Consider the following 21428-nt stretch of genomic DNA (forward strand, 5'->3'; position numbering starts at 1 on the left):
ACTAGCCAATTCGAAACGAGTTTGGTTCAGACATAATCCATGAGCGACAGGCTCTGGATCCTTGCCGTTATCTGGTATGAAATCTCGATCTGGGTCAGCAGCGTGTTGAGTTCGACGCTCGTATCGTAGCTGTCGACCGCCACCAGCTCGGACGCGAATGTTTCCAACAGTCCTTTCTCTGCCGTCAGCTCCTCGTTGAGACGCTCCAGCCGGTTTTCGACCAGGCCGACCTGCCCGCGCACCTTGACGAGATCGCCGCCCGCCGAACCGGCCTGCGAGATCACGAAGTCGGCCACTCCCAGCAGCGCATCCCCGTTCAGGTTGCTGTCGAACAGTTCGGTCGCAACAACCGACGCCATCGTCAGCTTGCGAAAGGCGGTCTCGTTGGCACTGACCGAGGTTTCGGCGGTGACACCGGCGGAGATGCGCGAGGTGATGACCTCGTCGGTGGCGGAGGACATGTTCGCCGTCCATCCGGCCCCCATGAACAGCGGGTCGACCTGCGTGGTGAGAAAGTTCTCGATATCCGCCGCGGTCAGCAGCGCTGCGTTGGGATCATCCTTGGTGAAACCGAAATGGAGAAGAAAGGCGTTGTCGAACGCAGCCTTGCCGCCGCCGGTCTCGTAGTCGGAAATGGGCCTGGTATCCACATTCAGGCCACCGAAGACGAACACCCCGTTGACCTGGGTGTTGAGCACCGAAACGATCTCGGCAACCGCGTTGGAAGCCGTCTGCTGGGCGGTGGGATACTGGTTCTGGTCTCCCATGACGATCGCCACCGCATTGACGAGCTCGTCCGCGAGTTCGCCGAGATAGCTCATGCTCTCCTGGGTGATGGACAGGCGCGTCCGGACCTGTTCGTTGGTATCGATCATCTGCTGCACGTGATCGATATCGCCGACAAAGGCAGCCAGCTTGCGGCTTTCGGCACCAAGGGAAAGGCCGCTGTCGGCATATTTTCCCGTGACCAGCTCGGTCTGCAGGCGCGGCAGGTCATGCTGAAGCTGGTTGGTGGCCGAGCGCAGGGCGAGGGAGACCGATAGCGTGGAGATGTTGGATATCCGCATCGGCCTATCTCACGACGCTCAGGAGCGAATCCAGCATCTCGTCGACCGCCTGCACGATGCGGGCCGATGCCTGATACGCCTGTTCAAGATCGATGAGGATCGCCATTTCCTCGTCAATGTTCACGCCGGTCTCGGAAAGAAGCGCAGTGTTCAGCCGCTCGTAGAGGGCCGCCTTGCTGTCCGCGGCATCGGAGGCCCGCGACCGCAACGATTCAAGCCAGCCGAGCGACGACTCCGCGTATTCGGATATCGAATAGGTTCCGGCGATGCCGGCGTTGATATCGGTGGGGATCGGTGCGCTCATCGCCTCCAGGTAGCCGATCAGGCGATCCGAGAAGCCCGTGCCGTTCGTCGTGTTCCAGTCATATGCCGGCCCGTTGAAGCCGCCGTCGCGCAGATACTCGGGATCGCCGCCCACGGTCGGATCATAAGCCGGATTGACACTGATCGACATGGCGATTCCGGTCTCGATCGTGCCAGCTGCGGGAATTGCAGGCGCGCCGGACCAGGTGAACAGGCCCACAAGATCCGGCCCGACACCCGAGGTGTCGCTTTCGGCGAATATCGTCACCAGGCCGCGAGCGATCTCGTCGAGCTGGCTCTGCATGTCAACGGCAACGCTGTCGCGCATCTGTACCATTGCGGAAAGCTTGCCGCTCGAACTGGTATTGGCCCCGACACCGCCGATAACCGGGATGCCGTCGATCCGGATCGAATTGCCCGTGACACCGGGCGAATAGACGGTCAGCGGGTCGAACGTCACTTCCCGCGGGATCGTCTCGAACAGGGTCACGCCCTGGCCGGTGTAGAGGACATAGTCGTTGTTGTCGCGCTGGACGACGGACACCGAGACGTATTGCGAGATTTCCTTGAGCAGGCTGTCACGCTCGTCGAGCGCATCGTTCACGTCCGCATCGACGATGGTTCCCTGGACGATCTCGTCGTTGACGTCCTTGAACTTCGCCAAGAGATCGTTCAGTTCCGCAACCGCTCCCTTGATTTCCTGGTCGATTTCGGCGCGGTAGCTCTGGATCGCCAGCGAGGAGGAATTCAGGCCGTCGACGAGTTCCTTGGCGTAGTCGATGACGGACGATGCGAGAAGCGTGTTGGAGGCGTCGTTCGAATAGAGCTGCAACGCGTCCTCGAAACTGGAGAGCAGCGTAGCCGGTGCCGTCCCGTTTTCGACGCCGTTGATCAGCCGCTGAAGACGGTCCGCCCCCTCGCTGATAACCGACTGCGCATTGCTCTCCGCATATGCCTGCAGGCCGTCCCAGAGCAGCTTCTTGTCCGTCGCCCGCAGGATGCTGACCACCCGAGCACCACTGTCGGAGCTGACCAGTATCGCATCGCGCCGCGAGTAGTTCTCGTTTGACGCTTCCGCGATATTGCGTGACGTAACGACGGTCTGAAGCGCAGTATTCAGCAACGAACTCTGAGCGGTCCTTATCGCTGATGTAAGGGACATTTCATCGCCTCCGGTTTTGTCGCCCTTAGCTTGATGGCAACTCAGTTTAGCCCAACGCCATCCCTAATCTTTTACTCTAGCGTTTAAGATTGAGCAGAACGTCCATCAGGTCGGAACCTGTCTGAAACACCTTGGAATTGGCCGTATAGTTGCGCTGTGCCTGGACCATCTCCGTGAGTTCCTCGGCGATATCGACGTTGGACGTTTCTATCGCGCCCGATTTCAATGCCCCGTTGCCGTTCGAATTCGGGAACCCTATCCGCACCTCGCCCGACATGTCGGTCGTCTGGAAGACATTGCCGGACAACGCTACCAGCTGGTCCGGGCTTGCGACGGAGCCGAGCGCGATGCGATACAGATCCCGTGTCGTGCCGTCGCTGTATTGCGCGTAAAGGATGCCGTCGTCTGTGAAATCGATCCGTTCGATCGTTGCCGGCGCATTTCCGTTCACGTCGATTTCGGCAACAAGGTATTCCGTCGACAATTGCGTCATGCCGCTGATGTCGATCGTCAGGTTCTGGCCGCCCGGAACAGCAATCGTCAGCGAATTGGGGCTGGCGCCCGTGAGCTGGCCCGTGACGCCGTCGAAAGCGATGTTCACGCTTGTGAGTGCGGCAGAGGCATAGGGGAAGGATGTTCCCGGCGTCGCGTCGGCCTGGTTGAACACCGTGATTTCCCAGGTGTTCGCCGCGGTCTTGGTATAATAGATGTCGAGCAGCACCTCGCCACCGAGATTGTCATAGACAACCATCGACGATTTCTCGGTGTATTCGCTCGTCGCGGCGTTCGCGGACGGCAACGTGCCCGCGACCACGGGTGCCGCATTGGGAAGGTTCGAGTTGAACACGCCTTCGGTCGAGGGAGTCGCGGAGATCTCGTTGCTGGTGACAACCACCGGCTCAAGGCCGTTGTAGCCGTTGACGACCACCGAGGGCGTACCGTTCGCGTAGCTGTAGCCGGCGAGATAGAAGCCGGCTGAATTGATCAGCCTGCCTTCGTCGTCCGGCACGAAAGAACCGGCGCGGGTCAGGTAGGAATTTCCTTCCGCGTCCTGCACGATGAAGAACCCGTCGCCGTCGATCGCAAGATCGGTCGTGGAATTGGTGTATTGCAGGACACCGTCCTGGGAGACCGCCTGGCGGACCGTCGTGATGATGCCGCCGGAATTGTAGCTGCCACCACCGCTGTTGACCACGAGCGTCGAGAAGTCGACGCTGAATTTCTTGTAACCGGTGGTGTTCGAGTTCGCGATGTTGTCGGCGATTGTCGAGAGTTTACTGGCTTGTCCCTGCATACCGGACACGCCGGTACGCATCATTCCGTAAAGACTCATGAGGTCTTCCCTCCGTTCGGTTTCACCCGAGCGTAGCTTGCAAATCTTGTCCGAAGCTGCCCGACGCGATCTCCACGTCGCGGTCGCTTTCTCCGACGGAGGACTGATCGACCTTGATCGCCAGGCGATAGCCAAGGAAGCGCTTGGAATCGATGATCTCGTATCCGAGCACCTTGCGCAGCTTCTTGCGCAGCTTGGAAATGTGGCTCTCGATCACGCATTCCTCCACGTCCTGCTCGAACAGGCCGTAGACTGCATTGTAGATCTGGCTGCGCGTAGCGCGACGCTCGCCGTTCGAGGCAAGATACTCCAGGATCCGGCGCTCGCGGCGCGGCAACGGAAAACACTTTCCGTCGATCTCGGGATCACGCCCGTCGGTGTAGACCCGCAAGCGGCCATATTCGAACACGGTGCGCGTCACCTCCCTGCGGCGCCTTATTGCGGCGATGCGCGCAAGAATTTCCCGCACGTGAATCGGCTTGCGGACGACATCGTCGGCGCCGGCCTCGAACAGCTGAAGAATGTCCGGCAGGGAATTCTGCTCCAGTACACCTATGACGGGAAGTTTTGTTATGCTGCGAATTTTCGCCACCGGGCAGAAATCGATATTCGTTTGCCCGACAAGAAAAGCTTCAATCGATTCTATTTCGTTCGAGCAGATTGACTCAAGCCAACCCGGAAGCTCTTCTCCAGATACACCATATACAGGATACCCAATACGCTGGAACATACCGGAAAAACCTTGGCGAACAAGGTCGCGGTCATCGACGATGATAATCATTTCATCCCCCAGCCCGAATCACATCTTCGTTTCGGCAACTCCGGCTTAACGAAACGCAAAAGCTTTCCACAATCGCGACAAGTAACATATTGCTTTGTTAACCATTTCATGGCCCAGCAAAGCGAATCACGCGGGGCGGACGGATCACGCCCGCCGAGGACGGACTACTTTCGGTTGCAAAAGCTTCGGGATTCCGGCGTCCATTTTCCAATTCCCGCGGCCACCATGTTGCCGATGACGCGACAGACGTATTTCTTCTGGGCGGGATCGTTGTCCGGCCCGGCGTGATAGCGGGCGACGGCCATCGACCATGTCTTATGCTTGTCCTTCAATTCCTTGAGAAATTTCGCCGCGTACTCGACATTGCGGGCCGGGTCGAACATGGCCAGGTCGGACGGAAAGTTTTCCCTGTGGTAGTAATGATTGATCTGCATGCAGCCCATGTCGATCAGACGAATGCCGCGGCGCCGGGCATCGTGGAATTCCCGCATCGCCATTTCAACCGTAGCGGGAAATCTCGCTTCCCCTGCAATGTTCATGGCGAAGGGATGCAACCCGCCCTTCCTGCCGGATTCGGTCAAGCCGACCGCATAGAAAATGCCGAGCGGGATGCCGTACTTGCGCGCAGCGCGCGACACATGACGCTCGCAAATTCCCGCCTGCTCCGATCCGGCTGCGACGGCAGGGCTAGATGACAATGCGGCCGTCGCGGCCAGGCCCGCTCCGACCAGCATCATCGCCAGCGGCTTGACCAAAAACAGAGTCATTTGAACGTGCTTCCTGGTAGGATTGGCGCGATTCATTCGAGGCACCCTGGTGATCCTCCCTGGCGCCGGACTGGTGGCCGGCGGCATCGCGATCCTGGGCTCCGAAGGGCTGGTTCTGCAGGCCTTCATTGCGATTGGACGTCACGACGACGTCCGCGCCGGAAATGCCGATGGCCCGCAATGCCGACCGGATGGTGTCGGAATCATTGTTGAGCATCTGCGCCGTCCGGTCGGACTCCGCGTGGATTGATACCTGCATCTCGCCGCCGACGGACTGCAGCCGGATATTCACCGCTCCAAGCTCGGCCGGACGAAGCTGCAGGCGCATGGTCTTCACGGTGCGGCCGGCTTGCGACGTGCCGGCATTCAAGGTCATGCGCGTGGCGGACATTTCCTCCATTCCGCGAAGCACGGCATCCGCGACCTGGCGACCGGCAGGCGTTTCGCCATTGCCTGACGGCACCTCGAACGAACCGGATGGCCTTGCGGTCAGCGCGGCGGGCTCGAACGCGGCCGGCTTCGCTCCCTTGGCCAGATCGCCCCGGACGCCTCGCGGCTCCGAACGCGCATTGCCGATGATGCGGTAGCCGTCTCCGGCCGACCCGTCCCTGGCCGTCAAGGCTTTCGCGAGTTTCGCCATATCGCCTGTCGCGACATCATCGGAGCCTGCTTGCGAACTGGGGGCCGCGGCATTCCGGCCGCGCGCCGCCTTGGCGGCGTCCTGGACGGGTTCCGCACCGGCGCCGCCGGTCCGGAGACCTGCCACCACCGCGGCGATTTCCGCTACCGGCACCTGGCGGCCGGCCGCCCCGTTGACGATGCGGGCGGCATTTCCGGCATCCGGATCGGGCCCGGACAGGGCCTCTTGTGCCCCGGCATTGCCGAGAACCATGCCGGTCGGCGCGTGGGCGCCTGGAAGACCCGCCTTGCCACCCGCAGCAGCATCGGCATTCGCGCCGGCCTGCAGGCCCGCGCCCTTGCCGGCCGGCACGTCACCCGCCGGCATCGCAGCATTTCCCGCGCCGGCCGCGTGCCGTCCGGGAACATCCGACGCCCCGGCACTTCCGGCCCCGGCGCCGGAAGCGGCTGCCAGCAGTTCCGCCGCAAGCTCCGAAGGCGCGCCTTCCGCAGCCGCGCCTTCCCCGGCATCGCCGGCCTTTCCCGCTGCGAACCCGGCGCCGGACGGACCGGCATCGATCGCCGTGTGCCAGCGCGGGGTCGCGAAGGCGCCGCCGGGCCGTTGTTCCCCCTTTTCGGCCTTTTCGGCCGCGACTCCGGCCTCGTCCCCCCCCCTCTTCTCAAGCGCATCGCTGAAAGCGCTTGCTCCATTGTTCGCAATGCGCCCGGAATGCCGGCCTCCGGACGACGCAGTTGCTGCCGGCGTACTAGTGATCACATTGCTGATCATTCGATTTCCTCCAGCAATTGGTCGACGGCCTCCAAGGTACTTCGCATACCTCCGACGAAATCCTCGAAGTCATTGAGCACCGGTTCAACTTGTTGGGTGGCAGCCTCATAGAGAATGCCTTCCCGATGATCCGGTTGTTTCACGGATTCGGGTTCGGGAAGCGGTTGGACCGGATTGGTCACGGCATCCGCAACCGCCAGCACGGCGCGCAACAGATTGCGATCGCCATCTGTCAAAACATTCGTATCAAGCTTGCGAAGCTCTACAGCCACTTCCCGCACGTTGGATGAAGTTATCCCCGCTATCAGGGAATAAAACTGTTGGCGCGCGGAGTAGTCTGCCAACTCCTCCTGAGTTACTTCAGCGCGCTCCCCTGAACCACTTTTCGGCGCAAGCGAATCGATGCGAGTGATGATATCGGGCTTTCCCTCGATCGTAGCTGTATGCATCAGGCGAAGCGTCAACGCCTCACGGTAGGGTCTGGGCATGAACTTTAAAATCTCGAGCACTTTGTCCATGTCCATCCGATCGCCAAGCGCCACGACTCCTGCAGCGAACTCCTGGGCGTACTGAAGGGCATAGGGCGAGGCGACAAAGCGACGCGCATAGCGGCTGGCCACCCGCAAAAACGCTTCGGTATTGCCGTCACGCCGGTGGATCGACATCAGGCGCCTCAAGGCAGCTTCCTCGATAAGGGTACCGGGCGCCAGAAGCCTTGCAGTGTCAAAATCCGCGACGGCCTCCAAATCATCCTCAGTGAGCAGACCTCGAACCAAGGCGATGGAAGCACCAAACAATCCGCCATATCTATACGGATCGATAGCCCTAAGCCGCACCAAAGCTTCCTGCGATGCGCCCTTCTGGTAGGACAGCACGGCATAGCCGAGCTCCGCCAGCTCGCTTTTCTCGCTGCCGAGATCGGCCAAATGCTCTTCAAGAGTGCTCGGGTTGCCGCCGAGCATAGAATAGGAAATCAACGCAGTTGCCGTCCTGACGTCTTCGAATGCATCGACGCCAAGACGCCGGAAACTCTGATCAACGAGCCTTGTCATTTCAAGCTGCATGCCGACTGCTGCCTTGTCGCCATCTGCAATCTCGTCCTGAATCCTCTGTAGCGAGCGCACGAGCCTGTGTGGCTCCATGTTCGGCACGGCTGTCCCTGCTTCGGCAACAAACGCCATCAGGATAAAACCCGCTGCAAGCAAATTGGCGCTGTGGCGCGGCCGCATCATTCGGCAGGCACCTCCACAAGCACCTCAATGCGGCGGTTACGATATGAGAACGGATCTTCGGCATCCAGAAGTTCGCGATCGGCGAAACCGGAGATCTCACGAACCCGCGTTTCCTCTAACCCGCCGCGAAGCAACATGTAGTACGCAGACTGTGCACGTGCCGCCGACAAACGCCAATTGTCGTAGCCGCCTGAGCGGAACGGCCGAGCATCAGTATGACCCTGTATACGCACCCCTCCTTCTTGCTCTGCCAATACGGCGCCTACCTTTTCGAGCGCAGTGACAAGCTCGGGTGACGGCACTGCCGACCCGATTTCGTACATCGAAATGTCGAGCGAATCGGTCAGCGAAATCATTACGTCATCGCCTTGAGCAGTGACTGCCAATTCCTTCACAATTTCGGAGTCCTCGCCAAATGCCGCGTTGAGTTCCGCAGTAATTTTCCGACGCAATTCGGAAGCCGCATCCTGAACAGCGGTGGCTCGCTCGTCTTCTTTCCCGGTTTCGTCGATAGCATCTTCCACAATGCCCTCCGGAATTCTGGGATGATCGATCCCCCTTGCCTGCGCAGCGGTTCCTTCCACGTCATTCTCGTCCGCTGGACGCTCAATACCTTCGCCATCACCGCCCCCCGGCGCAGCTGCCATTTGGCCATCTGCGTCCTCGCTATGACCTTCGGACTCGTAGATACCGGTGAGTTGGCCGCTATCGTTGGAATTGCGAATTTCCTCATTCCAAAAATTGGGCGAAAACGGATCCATAAATGCTTCACCGCCTGCAGCGTCATTGATTGCGTCGTTGCCCTCGCGACCGCCGCCTTCCTGCTTGTTCTGGACATCCTTGGGCTCGTCGTTGGACGCTATGACATCCAAAACCGCAAAGGGGTCTGAAAAGAGCTCGGCGTCAGTGATCTCCTGCTGTGGAGCATCCTCGGATGGCATCGATTCAGGAAACTTGCCGTTCGGGTTCTCAGGTTCCTCATCCTGCACACCCTGGCTGTCATGAACGCCTTTTTCGGTACGATTCCGTTCGACAAGCTTTACAGGATTGAAATAGCTCGCGACGGCCTTCTTGGTTTCCTCGTCAGCGGCATTGATCAACCAAAGCACGAGAAACAATGCCATCAATGCGGTCATGAAGTCCGCAAAGGCGATCTTCCACGCACCGCCATGATGACCGTGTTCACCTTCACGATCACGCTTGATTATGATGATTTCTTGTGCGGTATCGGGGCCGTTCATCGCAGCGCCTCCTGGATCAGTCTATCGACCTCCGACAGCCGCGTCGCTATTACGGTCTTGTCGATACGAGCAAGCAGATCGGCACCATCCGCCACCACATATTTTACCGGCACATCGTTCTCCGGCCACATTTCCTTGAACGCGGAAATGAGATGGGCGGGGCCGTGCAACTCGAATTGTAGCGCCTCTCCACCTTCCAGCATGGCGCCAATCTCGGCGACAAAGGAATTGAGCACTTTTTCTGCCTGCGCTTCCCGCAGGGTGGCCGCCAACAGAGGCGCAAGCTCCCCGGCGACAGCCTCCACGACCTCTCCACGGAGTCTCGGCAGCTTCGTCGAGAACAGTTCCGCGATTTCGTACTGGTGTGCCCTTTCAATATCCCCGATTTCTGCACGATGTGCAGCTTCAAGCAACTCGTGCATGGGGAGACCGGCAGCTACGTCTTCCTCTCCCCGGTCTTGGGAGGTGTCCACGTGTGGAATTGCATCCGGATCAACACTGTCCGAATCGGCCTCCTCCGGCTCGTTGGCAATATCGACAGGCAATTCAGTGGTCAGACCAGCGTTCGCCAAAGATTCTTCGGTCGCAACATCGAGCGAAGTCCTCTCCCCGCTCAAGTCAATATCCGGCGCCATAATATGCTCGACACAAGAGTCGGGCTCGGACCCGATACCTGGCTCCGATGCAACTCCGGAGAATCCAGCCGGCATGCCAAGCACCGCGAATTCCTCGCGCGAACCAGCCGCCTCTACGAGGGGCTCAAAGCCCGGCGCCCGCGGCGGCGCAAAATGGCGATCACCACTCGACAAATCCGGCAAGAGATCCAAAAGGGCGGAACGACTCAACTCAGGCGGCCTCCTGTCTCACCCACCGACGCAGGATGGCGGCAGCACGCTCCTCATCAAGGTCGACAATCATCGTCAACCGTTCTTCAGGCGATGGCCGCATTTTTGCGAGCAATTCACTCGGGTCGGCCGAAGCGTTCACGCCGATCGACGGAAGGGACGGAAGTTCAGGGAGGCCTGGCAGGTTCATGCCATCATCGGATGCTGCCATGGAGTCGCCGAGAGTACCGTCGTCAAGTGCGGGCAGATCTCCAAGTTCGCCATCGCCAACTGCGCCTTCGGTGGCGGTATTTCCATCACCGCTCAATGCCCTGACAAGCGGACGCAGTCCAAGAAAGACAATCAACAACGTTGCCGCCACGAACGAAAGGGCATTGATGACCGTACCAAGATGCTCGCGAACAAGATCGAGCATGCCCGGTTCGGACAGGGGCACTCCGTCAACACCTTCCATAAACTCGACAGCGGTTACTTGCACCAAGTCGCCGCGTTCATCGGAAACACCCGCCGCAGCGATCGCCAACTGGCGTATTTCAGCTAGTTTTGCCTCAACCTGCGCCGCATCAGCATTGCCGCCCAGCACTTCCGCTATGCGGTCCTGGTTGACGACCACAGCAATCGACAGACGGTTGACCGAATAGCCATTCGAGATGGTGGCGATACGCTTGGTATTGAGCTCGTAGTTTGTGGTCTCTTCACGACGCTCACTGCGCTCAGACGAGCTCGGGCCCGACCCGTCGCCGGTCGTCTGATCGGGTAGGTTCTGCTCGACCGTTGCCGGAGTTGAGCCGCTCTGCTGGGCCGATGCGTCTTCGCTGCGAACGACCTGCACCGACCGCTCCACGCGTGAATCCGGATCGAAGATCGTTTCCTCAATCTGCTTCTGGTCCGTGTTGATGTCCGCCTGCACGCTGACACGGAAATTCATGTTGCCGAGATAGGGGGCCAACGCCTTGTACACGCTGTCGGCAACCTCGTTCTCGACCGTTGCCTTGATTCCTAGATTGCTGGTCGCGGTGTTGTTCAGCGGATCATCCCCGGCGGCAAGAAGCCGACCGGAAGCATCAAGCACGGTGACGTTCTCGGCCTGAAGACCCGGTACCGCGGCCGCGACCAGGTGACGAATCGCCAGCGCGCTCGCTTCAGCATGTGCGCCTTCATAGCGAACCACTACGGATGCAGTCGGGGTCTGCTCGGTGAAACGGAAGTTGCCGCGATCCGCAAGCACGATGTGGACGCGCGCGCCTTTGACACCGCGAATCGTCTGGATGGAACGAGCGATTTCGCCTTCCAATGCGCGGACGCGGGTGACCTCCTGCATGAAGGCGGTAAGGCCAAGCGAACCGAGATTGTCGAACAGCTCATAGCCGGTTCCCGAACTGTTAGGCAGCCCCTTTTCGGCAAGAATCATGCGGGCTCGGCTGGTCTTGCCGGCGGGCACTAGAATCGAAGTACCGTCGGTGTTGACATCGTACTCGATGCCGGCATCTGCCAGAGCCATGCCCATACGCGTAACGTCGTCAGGCTCGAGGCCAATGTATATCGGCTCGAATGCCGGCCGGTTTAGATAGAAGGCGGCGGTGGCGACGCCCACCACAACAAACACACCAACAGCGGCCAGGATGGCCAGTCTGCGGGTTCCAAGAGCGGTCAGGTTGCTGATGATCTGCTGAAACTGCTCAAACACCGGGTCGTCTCCCTATATCGGGGGGAAAGGTAGCCCGCGAAGCTTGTGTGAGAATGTCTTGACGTGCCGGCAGGCATCCGCAGCGACGGCGGGAACGAAAAAGGGCGGCCCGGGGCCGCCCTCGACAGGATGCCGACCTTGCGGCCGCGTCAGTTCTGGAAGAGCTGCAGGATCATCTGGGCGTTGGAGTTGGCGATGGACAGCGCCTGGATGCCCAGCTGCTGCTGCACCTGCAGGGCCTGCAGCCTGGTCGATTCCTCTTCCATGTCGGCATCGACAAGCTGGCCTATGCCGCGCTCCATGGCGTCCATCAGGTTGTCGACGAAACTCGTCTGCAGATCGATGCGCTTCTTGATGGCGCCGAGATCCGAGGCCCGCTTGGTCAGCTGGCCCAGTATGTGGTCGACGCCGACAAGCGCCCGTTCCAGGTCCGCCGTAGTGACGTCAAGGGCGGTGAGGTCGAAGCCCGTCACCGAGGTGGACGACGTGGCGGTGGCCGGCGTGTAGCTGAAGGTGACATTTTCCAGCAGGCCGACCTGCGAAGTACCCGTGGCCGTCGTAATGTCGATCAGCGCATAGTCGGCCAGGGTAATGGTGATCGTACCGAGCGAGATGGCACCGGTGGCGTCACGGGTGAAGGAGGACACGATCTCCTGTGTCGCGGCCGCACCGGTTTCCGTCACCAGCCAGTTGGAGCCGGCATATGATGCAGAGGTCGCGGTGCTCCGGATGCCGTCGATCAGCTGGATGATTTCGGACTGGATCTTGCTCTTGTCGAGGCCCGACTGGGTGGCAGCGGCGATCTTGGACTTGATCTCGTCGACATACTCGATGACCGTGTTCGTCGCCGTGTAGGCTGTGTCGACAAGTCCGGCACCGAGGCCGAGCGCGTCCTGGACGGTGGACAGGACCTTGTTGTCGGAGCGCATGGTGGTCGCGATCGACCAGTAGGCGGCGTTGTCGGCGGCTTCCGAGATGCGATAGCCCGTGGAGATGCGGTTCTGCGTTTCCTCGATATTCCGGTTCGTCGTCTGCAATGCCTGCAATGCGGTCATCGCAGAGGTGTTGGTCATAATACTGGACATCCTACCCCTTTCCCTTCAGCCGGGGACGAAATTCTCCTGCCGAAGTTTCGCCCAAACAATGCTCCCTCATTCGCAACACATGGCCTCACGGCAAACGACATGCCCTGCTAACGAACCGCGACAGGGCATCGCTCCAGAATGCGGAATCCGCGAGGCCGGCATTCCCGCCCTGCCGGACTGTATGGGCGGTAGCTTGCGCGGGGCTGGAATCCATAAAGAAAAGGGCCCGCGGATCCGCGGGCCCTCGAAAATCCTGCGTTGGCCGGACTACCTGAAGAGCGACAGGAGGTTCTGGGCGTTAGAGTTGGCGATCGAAAGCGCCTGGATGCCCAATTGCTGCTGCACCTGCAGGGCCTGCAACCTGGTCGATTCCTCTTCCATGTCGGCATCGACAAGGTGGCCAATGCCGCGGTCCATCGCGTCCATCAGGTTGTCGACGAATTCCTTCTGCAGGTCGATACGGCTCTTGATGGCGCCGAGGTTGGAAGCCTTGTCGGTCAGCTGCGTCAGGATGTAATCGACGCCGGCGAGAGCCTCTTCCAGGTCAGCCGTGGTGACGTCAAGGGCGGTAAGATCCCAGCCCGTCACCGAGGTAGACGACGTAGCGGTAGCCGGCGTGTAGCTGAAGGTGACGTTCTCGAGCAGGCCGACCTGCGAGGTGCCGGCCGCGGTCGTGTTGTCGATCAGCGCATAGTTGGCCAGGGTGATGCTGATCGTGCTGAGCGAGATACCGCCGCTGGAATCGCGCGTGAAGGCGGAAACGATCTCCTGCGTTGTCGGGCCACCGGTCTCCGTCACCAGCCAGTTGGATCCGGCATAGGACGCGGAAGTGGCCGTGCTCGTGAAGCCCTCGATCAGCTGGGCGATCTCGGACTGGATCTTGTTCTTGTCGAGACCCGACTGGGTGGCGGCGGCAACCTTCGCCTTGATCTCGTCCACATAGTCGATGACCGTGTTCATCGCGGTGTATGCGGTATCGACAAGACCGGCACCGAGGCCGAGTGCGTCCTGGACGGTGCCGAGCACCTTGTTGTCGGAGCGCATGGTGGTCGCGATCGACCAGTAGGCGGCGTTGTCGGCAGCTTCCGAAACGCGATAACCCGTGGAGATGCGGTTCTGGGTTTCCGCCATGGAGGCGTTGGTCATGCGGAGGGACTGAAGCGCGGTCATCGCCGCGGTGTTGGTCATGATGCTAGACATTCAGGTCTGCCCTTAAAATGAAACGTACAGGGAGACATTCCGAGCCTGGCCGGCATGACGGGGCAGCTTCATGCAATTGAACGACGTGAAAGGTTCAACCCGTCATCATGGCCGAAGTAGTGACTTGGTAACCTTAACGAAGGATTAAAGGCGCGCATTCCGGAGACCGAAAATGTGCCAAGCCTGACGTAAGCTTGGCATGGCAGGATGGGCCGTCGCCCCGGCGGCATACCATGTTCAACCGCCAGCCATCTCGTTCGAAAGACCATGACCGATTCCCTGTCTGCAATGCTTGAGGAAAGGCCCGTCCAGACGGGCGTCGAATGGACACAGGTGGCGAGTGCCTCCTTCGCGGCGCGCCCGCAGAGCAGACAGGCGCCGAGCCTGAAGGACCAGATCATGCGCGACCTGGAGCGCCGGAACTATGCCGGCGCCCTGAAGGGACTGCAGAAAGCGCACGCGGTGGCCAGAAAGAATACCGAGATCATGCGCTGGCTGGTCGCCGTGGCCAACGATGCAGACGACCTGTTCCTGGCTCGCAAGTTCGCGCGCAGATTGGTGGAGACCGAACCGAATGTCGCCGTCAACCACGTTTTCCTCGGGACGGTCCTTGACCGCCTCGGCAAGACCGAAGACGCGATCAAGGCCTTCCGCAAGGCCGACCGGCTCCAGCCCGGAGTGCCCAAGACGCTGATGGCGATCGGTCGGGCATATGCCACGACCGGAAAGCACGACGAAGCGCTGCGCTACTTCGGGAAGGCGCTCGAGGCCGATCCGTACAACGATGCGGCGATCCACAATTCCGCCCAGTCGAAGAAATACGGCGAGGAGGAAGCACTGGAACTGGTGAGGCAGGCCGAGGCGGCACTGCCGCATGCCAAGGCGAACACCAACAAGGCACGCCTGCACTTCGCGGCCGGCAAGGTGCTGGACGACATAAAGCGTCACGACGAGGCGTTCGCCCACTTCAAGGCGGCAAACGACCTGGTCAATCCCGAGAAGCCGCGGGACATGTCGATAACCTTCAGGAACACCCGGAACGCCTTTCCGGACGCGGCATTCTTCGAGGCGCGCAAGGATATCGGCGCAAGCACGGAGCGGCCCATCTTCATCGTCGGCATGCCGCGCTCGGGCACAACGCTGACCGAGAGCCTGTGCGCAGCCCATTCCCTCGTGACGGCGGGCGACGAGCAGACCGCCATGGGCGCGCTGGCGGCACAGCTCGGCCGGGACGCCGCGGGCGACCACTATCAACGCTTGATTGCCTCGCTATCGACCGAACATGCCGAAGCCTTTGCAAACGCCTACCTGGAACATTGCGAGCAGACGGTCGGAACGAAGACACCCCGGTTCACCGACAAGATGCCGCACAACTTCCTCAATGTCGGCCTGATCGCCCTGCTCTTTCCCAACGCCAAGATCATTCACTGCCGGCGCCATCCGCTGGATAGCTGCCTTTCGCTCTACAGCAAGCACATGGCCCAGGAGTTCCACCTGCAGTACAAGGCCGACCTGGCCCGGCTGGGCGAACACTGCCGCGAATACCTGGACCTGATGGACCACTGGCATTCCGTCCTGCCGGGAAGGGTTCATGACCTCTACTACGAGGACCTGGTTGCCAACACGGAACTGAACGCCCGTGCGATCATGGATTTCCTCGGGCTGGAGTGGGAAGACCGCGTCATGCAACGCTCCGATTCCCAGCACCGTGTCGCCACCGCTTCGCAGTGGCAGGTGCGCCAGCCGGTCTACCAGTCGTCGAAAGGCCGCTGGCGCCGCTACGAGAAACATCTCGGCCCGCTGATAGAGGCCATCGGCCAGGAAAGGCTGGACGCCTACGAGCAGGGCCTGGCCGCACTGGACCACGCCTAGAAATCATCTGCCCGATTGTCGCGGTTCCCGCACAGGCAGCAGCAAAAGAGGCCGGCCGCGCTTCTGCCGAAGCGCGGCCGGTTCAGTATTGTCGAATCTCTTCCTGCCTCGGCAGGCCTGGCCTTACCTGAAGAGCGACAGGAGGTTCTGGGCGTTGGAGTTGGCGATCGAAAGCGCCTGGATGCCCAATTGCTGCTGCACCTGCAAGGCCTGCAGCCTGGTCGATTCCTCCTCCATGTCGGCATCGACAAGCTGGCCAATGCCGCGGTCCATGGCGTCCATCAGGTTGTCGACGAAATTCGACTGCAGGTCGATACGGCTCTTGATGGCGCCGAGGTTGGAAGCCTTGTCGGTCAGCTGGGTCAGGATGTGATCGACGCCGGCGAGAGCCTCTTCCAGGTCAGCCGTGGTGACGTCAAGGGCGGTAAGATCCCAGCCCGTCACCGAGGTGGACGACGTGGCGCCCGCCGGCGTGTAGCTGAAGGTGACGTTCTCGAGCAGGCCGACCTGCGAGGTGCCGGCCGCCGTCGTGTTGTCGATCAGCGCATAGTTGGCCAGGGTGATGCTGATCGTACCCAGCGAAATGCCGCCATTGGCATCACGGGTGAAGGAGGAAACGATGTCCTGTGTCGCGGCCGCACCGGTTTCCGTCACCAGCCAGTTGGAACCGGCATAGGAGGCGGAATTGACCGTGCTCGTGATACCGGCCTGCAGCTGGGCGATTTCCGACTGGATCTTGCTCTTGTCAACGCCGTCCTGGGTGGCGGCGGCGACCTTCGCCTTGATCTCGTCGACATAGTCGATGACGGTATTGATTGCCGTGTAGGCGGTGTCGACAAGGCCGGCGCCGAGGCCGAGTGCGTCCTGGACGGTGCCGAGCACCTTGTTGTCGGAGCGCATGGTGGTCGCGATCGACCAGTAGGCGGCGTTGTCGGAAGCTTCCGAAACGCGGTAGCCCGTGGAGATGCGCGACTGGGTGGTTTCGATAGAGGAATTGGTCATGCGAAGCGCGTTGAGCGCGGTCATCGCAGACGTGTTGGTCATAATGCTGGACATGGTTGTCCCCTAAAAAATACGCAATACTCAGGGACATTCCGGACTAACCGGTACAGCGGCCCGGCATCATGCCGTTATCGACGTGGATCGCCGCTGTGACTGGGGAGACGATGCGGCGGAAAACTTAATGGAATATTGATAGCCGCCATCCACCCGTTCCATTTCGGAATGGGCGGGAATTCATGGTAAACCCGAGGTAAAGCGGGCCGGGTATTCGCGGCCGGTTCAGACGACCGACCTGACCATGCTTCCCACGAGAAGGTTCCAGCCGTCGATCATGACGAAGAACAGGATCTTGAACGGAAGGGACACCAGCGACGGCGGCAGCATCATCATGCCCATGGCCATGACAATCGTCGCGACAACGAGGTCGATCACCAGAAACGGCAGCACGACGAGGAATCCCATCTCGAAGCCGCGCCGTATTTCCGAGATCATGAATGCCGGCACGACGATGCGAATGTCGATGGCGTCATCGAGCACCACATCCTGACCGCGCTCGCGGGCGAGATCGGCAAACAGCTCGAGGTCCTCGTCACGGACGTTGGTCAGCATGAATTCCCTGAATGGCTGGACGATGCGGCCGACGGCCTCCACCTCGTCGATTTCCTCCTGAACCAGGGGCTGCACGCCCTCGCGCCAGGCGCGGTCGAATACCGGCGACATGACATAGAAGGTCATGAAGAGCGCCAGGCTGACAAGCACCATGTTTGCCGGTGTGGTCTGCAGTCCGATTCCCGCGCGCAGGATGGAAAAGACAATGACGAAACGGGTGAAGCTGGTGACCATGATCAGCAGGCCGGGCGCGACCGCGAGAACGGTCAGCAGGCCGAACAGCTGGATGATGTAGCCGCTCGTCTCGCCGCTGAAGCCCTGGGGCAGCGCGAAAGCCGGCTGTTCCTGCGCCAGCGCTGGCTGCGCGGCAAGAACCAGAAGGGAAACAAGTATAAGGATGACGCGCTTCATTCGAGAATAAACGACCTTACAAGAACGCGCCTTACCCGTCCGCCGGACCGGATCGCCGCGCGCTCGTTGAGATCCTCCAAGAGGTGCTGGAAGCCGCTGCCGCCACGCAGGTTGTAGAGCTTCATGGTGTGGACATAGGCCAGGATGTCCTGATGGATTTCCTCGGAAATCGCATCGTCCGCGGGACCGTCATAGGCCAACGCGAGTTCCATGCGGATCCAGACGTCCTCGGGATCGAGCAGGTTGGTGGTAATCGGGGCGATGTCGACAACCGTCAACCGGGACGGCAGCGTCGACCTCCGGGCGGGCACGGCGGCCGACACGCGATCCGACTTTGCGCTCGCGGCCCCGGCACCGGGCGCGTCTGCAGCACCCCCTGGCGCATCGGCCGCGGCCCCTTCCGGTGCCGGCGCGACCACGGCAGCCGCAGTCCCTCCGACCGGTGACAGCACCGTCGCCCCGACACCGAAACCGGCTCCGCCGGCGAGAAGCGTGATCGCCAGGCAGACAAGGAGGAGCCTAAGGAGAGGCGATCCTTCCTTTTCCGGCTTTTCCTCGGCTTCCAGGTCTTCAAGCAATTCCAGCGACACGGTCGACGGCCCCGCGATCAGAACGGAAGGTAGAGATCGAGCGCCTGCTGCCCGTAGGGCGGCTGCTGCATCTCGGTGATGCGGCCGCGGCCGCCATAGGAAATGCGGGCCTCGGCAATGCGCTCATAGTCGACGGTATTGTCCGGAGCGATGTCCGACGGACGCACGATTCCGGAGATGGTGAGAATGCGCATCTCGGCATTGACCCGAACCTCCTGGGATCCCTGGATGAGGAGGTTGCCGTTCGCAAGCTCCTCGATCACCACGGCGGCTATGGACAGGTCGATGGTCTCCGACCGGGCCGTGCCGCCGGACCCCTCGTAGTCGGTCTCCGACGAAATGCTCCCGTCAGCGGCGATGTCTCCGGCCGAACCGCCGCTGGTCGCGAAACTGGCGCCAAGGCCGAGGCTGCGGCTCGAATTGCGGTTGCGCTCGCTCTTGTTGTCGAGCTTGGCCCGGTCGTCGATCGCGATCCTGACCGTCACGATGTCACCCTTGTGGATCGCTCGGTTGGCGGTGAAAAGACCGGCTGCGCGGTCGGTCCAGGTGGAGTAGCGATTGCCGGACGGTCGCGCCGGGTAGTATTCGGACTTCGCCACCATGTGCTCGGGCGCCAGGGCGCTGCCGACCGGCGTCATGGCCGGCTCGCGACCGATCTCGCGCGGATGCACGGCGCATCCCGCAAGGCTGGTGGCCAGGATCAGACCGGCAAGTAGACAACGCCTCATTGAACCGCTTCCTGGTTTTCAGCGCCCTGGTCCTTGTCGGCCGCGGCAGACATGATGACCGTGACCAGGGCGGCACGTTCGGCCGACATCTCGTTGAGAATGGTTCCCGCCATGCGCGGATTGAGCTTCGACAGCAGCGCGGCGCTCAGCTCGCCGGGGAGCTTCTCCATTCGCTGCGCCGCCGCGTCGGGCCGCATTTTCGAATAGACCTCCACGAGATCGTCACTGGCCTGGGACGCGTATTCCTCGCGCAGTTCCACCCAGTTCTTCAACGCGGCACGCTTGTCCTCGAGAATCGCGATCTTCATCTCGATCTCCTCGCGCAGCGCCTCAAGTTCCGCCTTCTGCAGGGCATAGCGGCGCTCGCGCGCGGCATCGGTGATGTTGATGCAGAACCGCTCGATATCCGCCATGCTGGCATCGGGCGGCGGAACATCGAGGATCGATGCCGTCGCGGTCTGGGCATGCGCCGGCGCGGCGAACGCCAGAACGGCGCCGGCGGCAAGAGCGGGAAGGCTGCAAGGAACAAAGCGACTCATTGCACCACCAGTTCGGCCTGCATTGCACCGGATGTCTTGATCGCCTGCAGTATGGCGATGGTGTCGGTCGGGCTGACCCCGAGCCGGTTGAGCCCCTCGATCAGCGTCTGCAGATCGGTGCCGTGGACCACGCCGAGCGCCGTTCCCTCCTCGTTGACGTCGATATAGGTTTCCGGCTCGACGGCGGTCACGCCGCGCGAGAACGGCGCCGGCTGGACGACGGTCGGAGACTCGGTGACGCGCACCGTCAGGCTGCCGTGGCTGATGGCCACCGTCGAAATGCGAACGTCCTGGCCGATGACCACGGTGCCCGTGCTTTCGTCGAGGACCACGCGCGCCGGGGTGTCGGTCTCGACGACGAGGTTCTCGATCGAGGCGACGAAGCGCGCGGTCGAGACATTCGGCGGCTTGCGGATCGCGATGGTCCGGGCGTCGATCTCGCTGGCGGGCTGCATGCCGTAGCGGCTGGCGCCGTAGCTGTTGATCGCGTCGGTGATGGCGATGGCCGTGCTGAAGTCCGGGTTGCGCAGCTGCAGGGTGAGCGCCTGTTCGGCATCGAACTCGGCAAGGACCTCGCGTTCCACGATGGCGCCGCCGGAAATGCGGCCGGTGGTCGGCGTGCCGCGCGACACGGTTTCCGCCGCGCCCTGCGCCTGGAAGCCGGACACGGAGATCGGCCCCTGGGCCACCGCGTAGATCTCGCCGTTCGCCGCACGCAGCGGCGTCATGACAAGCTGGCCTCCCTGCAGCGACGTCGCATCGCCCAGCGAGGACACCGACACGTCGATGCGCGACCCCTGGCGCACGAAGGCGGGAAGGTTGGCGGTCACGATCACCGCCGCGATGTTCTTCAGCCGGGCGCGTCCCTCGCTCGTCGCGATGCCGAGATTGTCGAGCATCGAGCGCATCGACTGCTCGGTGAAGGGCGCGTTGCGCAGGCTGTCGCCCGTGCCCTGGAGACCAACGACGAGACCGTAGCCGACCAGCTGGTTGTCGCGCGCGCTCTGAAGGACGGCAATGTCCTTGACGCGCGACTGCGCCAGGGCCGGCCCGATCGCGACAAGCGCGGCAACGAGACTGAGAACCAGGCGTTTCATCGTGCCTCCACAGAAACCGTCCCGTCCGGCATGACGATGCCGGCGATGGTGCGACCGCTCTGGATATTGCGGACCCGGATCGGCTTGCCGATATTGGCCGACTGCAACGCAATGCCGTCCATCGCGATGGTCAGCCCTCCCTGACGAAAATAGACGGTGGCGGGCTGCCCGGCCTCAATGGCATAGGCATCGCGCAAAGCGCTGGGCGCGATCAGCCGCTTCGGCAGGATGGTCTTCGCGGCGACCATACCCACAAGCGATTCGACGTCGCGAACCACCTCCACCCCGGATGCGAGCGGTCGGCGCAAGCGAGTCTCCACGACCGCGTCGGCCGGGATGACCTGACCGGGATAGATGACGCGATTGACGGTTACCACGACGTTCGAGTTCTCGGTCGCAGCCGCGGCGCCGAACGAGAGGCAGACGGCCGGAAGCAGGATTCCGACTATGCGCAGCAACCGTTTCATCG

The 21428-nt window shown here is 61.4% G+C and carries 20 protein-coding genes; 1 reads left to right on the forward strand and 19 read right to left on the reverse strand.

Annotation, left to right across the window (positions count from 1 at the left end):
• Positions 1–26: 26 nt before the first annotated feature.
• From HTY61_RS14775 to HTY61_RS14830, 12 genes are all read right to left on the reverse strand, one after another.
• Complete coding sequence (locus HTY61_RS14775) at positions 27–1067, reverse strand: flagellar hook-associated family protein (protein WP_175277517.1); 1041 nt, start codon at positions 1065–1067, stop codon at positions 27–29.
• A 4-nt stretch (positions 1068–1071) separates the two neighbouring features.
• Positions 1072–2532 (reverse strand): flagellar hook-associated protein FlgK, encoded by a 1461-nt coding sequence (flgK, locus tag HTY61_RS14780; protein ID WP_175277518.1) that lies wholly within the window; start codon positions 2530–2532, stop codon positions 1072–1074.
• A 76-nt stretch (positions 2533–2608) separates the two neighbouring features.
• Positions 2609–3865, reverse strand: coding sequence for a flagellar hook protein FlgE (locus tag HTY61_RS14785; RefSeq protein WP_175277519.1), 1257 nt, complete (start codon positions 3863–3865; stop codon positions 2609–2611).
• Positions 3866–3887: 22 nt separating this feature from the next.
• Positions 3888–4646, reverse strand: coding sequence for a response regulator transcription factor (locus HTY61_RS14790; RefSeq protein WP_175277520.1), 759 nt, complete (start codon positions 4644–4646; stop codon positions 3888–3890).
• 164 nt (positions 4647–4810) lie between these two features.
• The gene (locus tag HTY61_RS14795; RefSeq protein ID WP_246272817.1) at positions 4811–5413 is read right to left on the reverse strand and encodes a transglycosylase SLT domain-containing protein; all 603 of its coding nucleotides are present in this window, start codon (positions 5411–5413) and stop codon (positions 4811–4813) included.
• Complete coding sequence (locus tag HTY61_RS19625; protein WP_175277521.1) at positions 5334–6821, reverse strand: flagellar hook-length control protein FliK; 1488 nt, start codon at positions 6819–6821, stop codon at positions 5334–5336. Before HTY61_RS19625 ends, HTY61_RS14795 begins: the two co-directional genes overlap by 80 nt.
• Positions 6818–8053, reverse strand: coding sequence for a hypothetical protein (locus HTY61_RS14805; protein ID WP_175277522.1), 1236 nt, complete (start codon positions 8051–8053; stop codon positions 6818–6820). The genes HTY61_RS19625 and HTY61_RS14805 overlap by 4 nt, the downstream gene beginning before the upstream one ends.
• Positions 8050–9294, reverse strand: coding sequence for a MotB family protein (locus HTY61_RS14810; RefSeq protein ID WP_175277523.1), 1245 nt, complete (start codon positions 9292–9294; stop codon positions 8050–8052). The genes HTY61_RS14805 and HTY61_RS14810 overlap by 4 nt, the downstream gene beginning before the upstream one ends.
• The gene (locus tag HTY61_RS14815; protein WP_175277524.1) at positions 9291–10139 is read right to left on the reverse strand and encodes a hypothetical protein; all 849 of its coding nucleotides are present in this window, start codon (positions 10137–10139) and stop codon (positions 9291–9293) included. Before HTY61_RS14815 ends, HTY61_RS14810 begins: the two co-directional genes overlap by 4 nt.
• Before the next feature lies 1 nt (position 10140).
• Positions 10141–11826: a flagellar basal-body MS-ring/collar protein FliF gene (gene fliF / locus HTY61_RS14820; protein ID WP_175277525.1), complete on the reverse strand. Its 1686-nt coding sequence runs from the start codon at positions 11824–11826 to the stop codon at positions 10141–10143.
• Positions 11827–11975: 149 nt separating this feature from the next.
• Positions 11976–12911 carry a flagellin N-terminal helical domain-containing protein gene (locus HTY61_RS14825; RefSeq protein ID WP_175277526.1) on the reverse strand — a complete coding sequence of 312 codons (936 nt, stop codon included), beginning with the start codon at positions 12909–12911 and terminating at the stop codon, positions 11976–11978.
• Positions 12912–13178: 267 nt separating this feature from the next.
• Positions 13179–14111, reverse strand: coding sequence for a flagellin N-terminal helical domain-containing protein (locus HTY61_RS14830; protein WP_175277527.1), 933 nt, complete (start codon positions 14109–14111; stop codon positions 13179–13181).
• Positions 14112–14378: 267 nt separating this feature from the next.
• Here HTY61_RS14830 and HTY61_RS14835 point away from each other — a divergent pair, with 267 nt between their 5' ends.
• Positions 14379–15983 carry a tetratricopeptide repeat-containing sulfotransferase family protein gene (locus HTY61_RS14835; protein ID WP_175277528.1) on the forward strand — a complete coding sequence of 535 codons (1605 nt, stop codon included), beginning with the start codon at positions 14379–14381 and terminating at the stop codon, positions 15981–15983.
• A 123-nt stretch (positions 15984–16106) separates the two neighbouring features.
• Here HTY61_RS14835 and HTY61_RS14840 read toward each other — a convergent pair whose 3' ends face one another.
• The 7 genes from HTY61_RS14840 to flgA form a co-directional block, all read right to left on the reverse strand.
• Positions 16107–17039: a flagellin N-terminal helical domain-containing protein gene (locus HTY61_RS14840; protein WP_175277529.1), complete on the reverse strand. Its 933-nt coding sequence runs from the start codon at positions 17037–17039 to the stop codon at positions 16107–16109.
• Positions 17040–17264: 225 nt separating this feature from the next.
• Positions 17265–18005, reverse strand: a complete 741-nt coding sequence (gene fliP / locus HTY61_RS14845) for a flagellar type III secretion system pore protein FliP (protein WP_175277530.1) — start codon at positions 18003–18005, stop codon at positions 17265–17267.
• Positions 18002–18595, reverse strand: a complete 594-nt coding sequence (locus HTY61_RS14850; RefSeq protein WP_175277531.1) for a flagellar basal body-associated FliL family protein — start codon at positions 18593–18595, stop codon at positions 18002–18004. Before HTY61_RS14850 ends, fliP begins: the two co-directional genes overlap by 4 nt.
• A 17-nt stretch (positions 18596–18612) precedes the next feature.
• The gene (gene flgH, locus HTY61_RS14855; protein ID WP_175277532.1) at positions 18613–19323 is read right to left on the reverse strand and encodes a flagellar basal body L-ring protein FlgH; all 711 of its coding nucleotides are present in this window, start codon (positions 19321–19323) and stop codon (positions 18613–18615) included.
• Positions 19320–19862 carry a MotE family protein gene (locus HTY61_RS14860; protein ID WP_175277533.1) on the reverse strand — a complete coding sequence of 181 codons (543 nt, stop codon included), beginning with the start codon at positions 19860–19862 and terminating at the stop codon, positions 19320–19322. The genes flgH and HTY61_RS14860 overlap by 4 nt, the downstream gene beginning before the upstream one ends.
• On the reverse strand, positions 19859–20959 hold the full coding sequence (locus tag HTY61_RS14865; protein ID WP_175277534.1) for a flagellar basal body P-ring protein FlgI: 1101 nt from the start codon (positions 20957–20959) through the stop codon (positions 19859–19861). Before HTY61_RS14865 ends, HTY61_RS14860 begins: the two co-directional genes overlap by 4 nt.
• Complete coding sequence (flgA, locus tag HTY61_RS14870; RefSeq protein WP_175277535.1) at positions 20956–21426, reverse strand: flagellar basal body P-ring formation chaperone FlgA; 471 nt, start codon at positions 21424–21426, stop codon at positions 20956–20958. The genes HTY61_RS14865 and flgA overlap by 4 nt, the downstream gene beginning before the upstream one ends.
• Between the last annotated feature and the right edge of the window lie 2 nt (positions 21427–21428).

Source organism: Oricola thermophila (assembly GCF_013358405.1).
In the GTDB taxonomy this organism is placed as follows: domain Bacteria; phylum Pseudomonadota; class Alphaproteobacteria; order Rhizobiales; family Rhizobiaceae; genus Oricola; species Oricola thermophila.

Excerpts from the sequence above, each read along its gene's own strand:
- HTY61_RS14775 (WP_175277517.1), bottom strand. The coding sequence starts at position 1,067 with ATGCGGATATCCAACATCTCCACGCTATCGGTCTCCCTCGCCCTGCGC.
- flgK (WP_175277518.1), bottom strand. The coding sequence starts at position 2,532 with ATGTCCCTTACATCAGCGATAAGGACCGCTCAGAGTTCGTTGCTGAAT.
- HTY61_RS14785 (WP_175277519.1), bottom strand. The coding sequence starts at position 3,865 with ATGAGTCTTTACGGAATGATGCGTACCGGCGTGTCCGGTATGCAGGGA.
- HTY61_RS14790 (WP_175277520.1), bottom strand. The coding sequence starts at position 4,646 with ATGATTATCATCGTCGATGACCGCGACCTTGTTCGCCAAGGTTTTTCC.
- HTY61_RS14795 (WP_246272817.1), bottom strand. The coding sequence starts at position 5,413 with ATGACTCTGTTTTTGGTCAAGCCGCTGGCGATGATGCTGGTCGGAGCG.
- HTY61_RS19625 (WP_175277521.1), bottom strand. The coding sequence starts at position 6,821 with ATGATCAGCAATGTGATCACTAGTACGCCGGCAGCAACTGCGTCGTCC.
- HTY61_RS14805 (WP_175277522.1), bottom strand. The coding sequence starts at position 8,053 with ATGATGCGGCCGCGCCACAGCGCCAATTTGCTTGCAGCGGGTTTTATC.
- HTY61_RS14810 (WP_175277523.1), bottom strand. The coding sequence starts at position 9,294 with ATGAACGGCCCCGATACCGCACAAGAAATCATCATAATCAAGCGTGAT.
- HTY61_RS14825 (WP_175277526.1), bottom strand. The coding sequence starts at position 12,911 with ATGTCCAGTATTATGACCAACACCTCTGCGATGACCGCATTGCAGGCA.
- HTY61_RS14830 (WP_175277527.1), bottom strand. The coding sequence starts at position 14,111 with ATGTCTAGCATCATGACCAACACCGCGGCGATGACCGCGCTTCAGTCC.
- HTY61_RS14835 (WP_175277528.1), top strand. The coding sequence starts at position 14,379 with ATGACCGATTCCCTGTCTGCAATGCTTGAGGAAAGGCCCGTCCAGACG.
- HTY61_RS14840 (WP_175277529.1), bottom strand. The coding sequence starts at position 17,039 with ATGTCCAGCATTATGACCAACACGTCTGCGATGACCGCGCTCAACGCG.
- fliP (WP_175277530.1), bottom strand. The coding sequence starts at position 18,005 with ATGAAGCGCGTCATCCTTATACTTGTTTCCCTTCTGGTTCTTGCCGCG.
- flgH (WP_175277532.1), bottom strand. The coding sequence starts at position 19,323 with ATGAGGCGTTGTCTACTTGCCGGTCTGATCCTGGCCACCAGCCTTGCG.
- HTY61_RS14860 (WP_175277533.1), bottom strand. The coding sequence starts at position 19,862 with ATGAGTCGCTTTGTTCCTTGCAGCCTTCCCGCTCTTGCCGCCGGCGCC.
- HTY61_RS14865 (WP_175277534.1), bottom strand. The coding sequence starts at position 20,959 with ATGAAACGCCTGGTTCTCAGTCTCGTTGCCGCGCTTGTCGCGATCGGG.
- flgA (WP_175277535.1), bottom strand. The coding sequence starts at position 21,426 with ATGAAACGGTTGCTGCGCATAGTCGGAATCCTGCTTCCGGCCGTCTGC.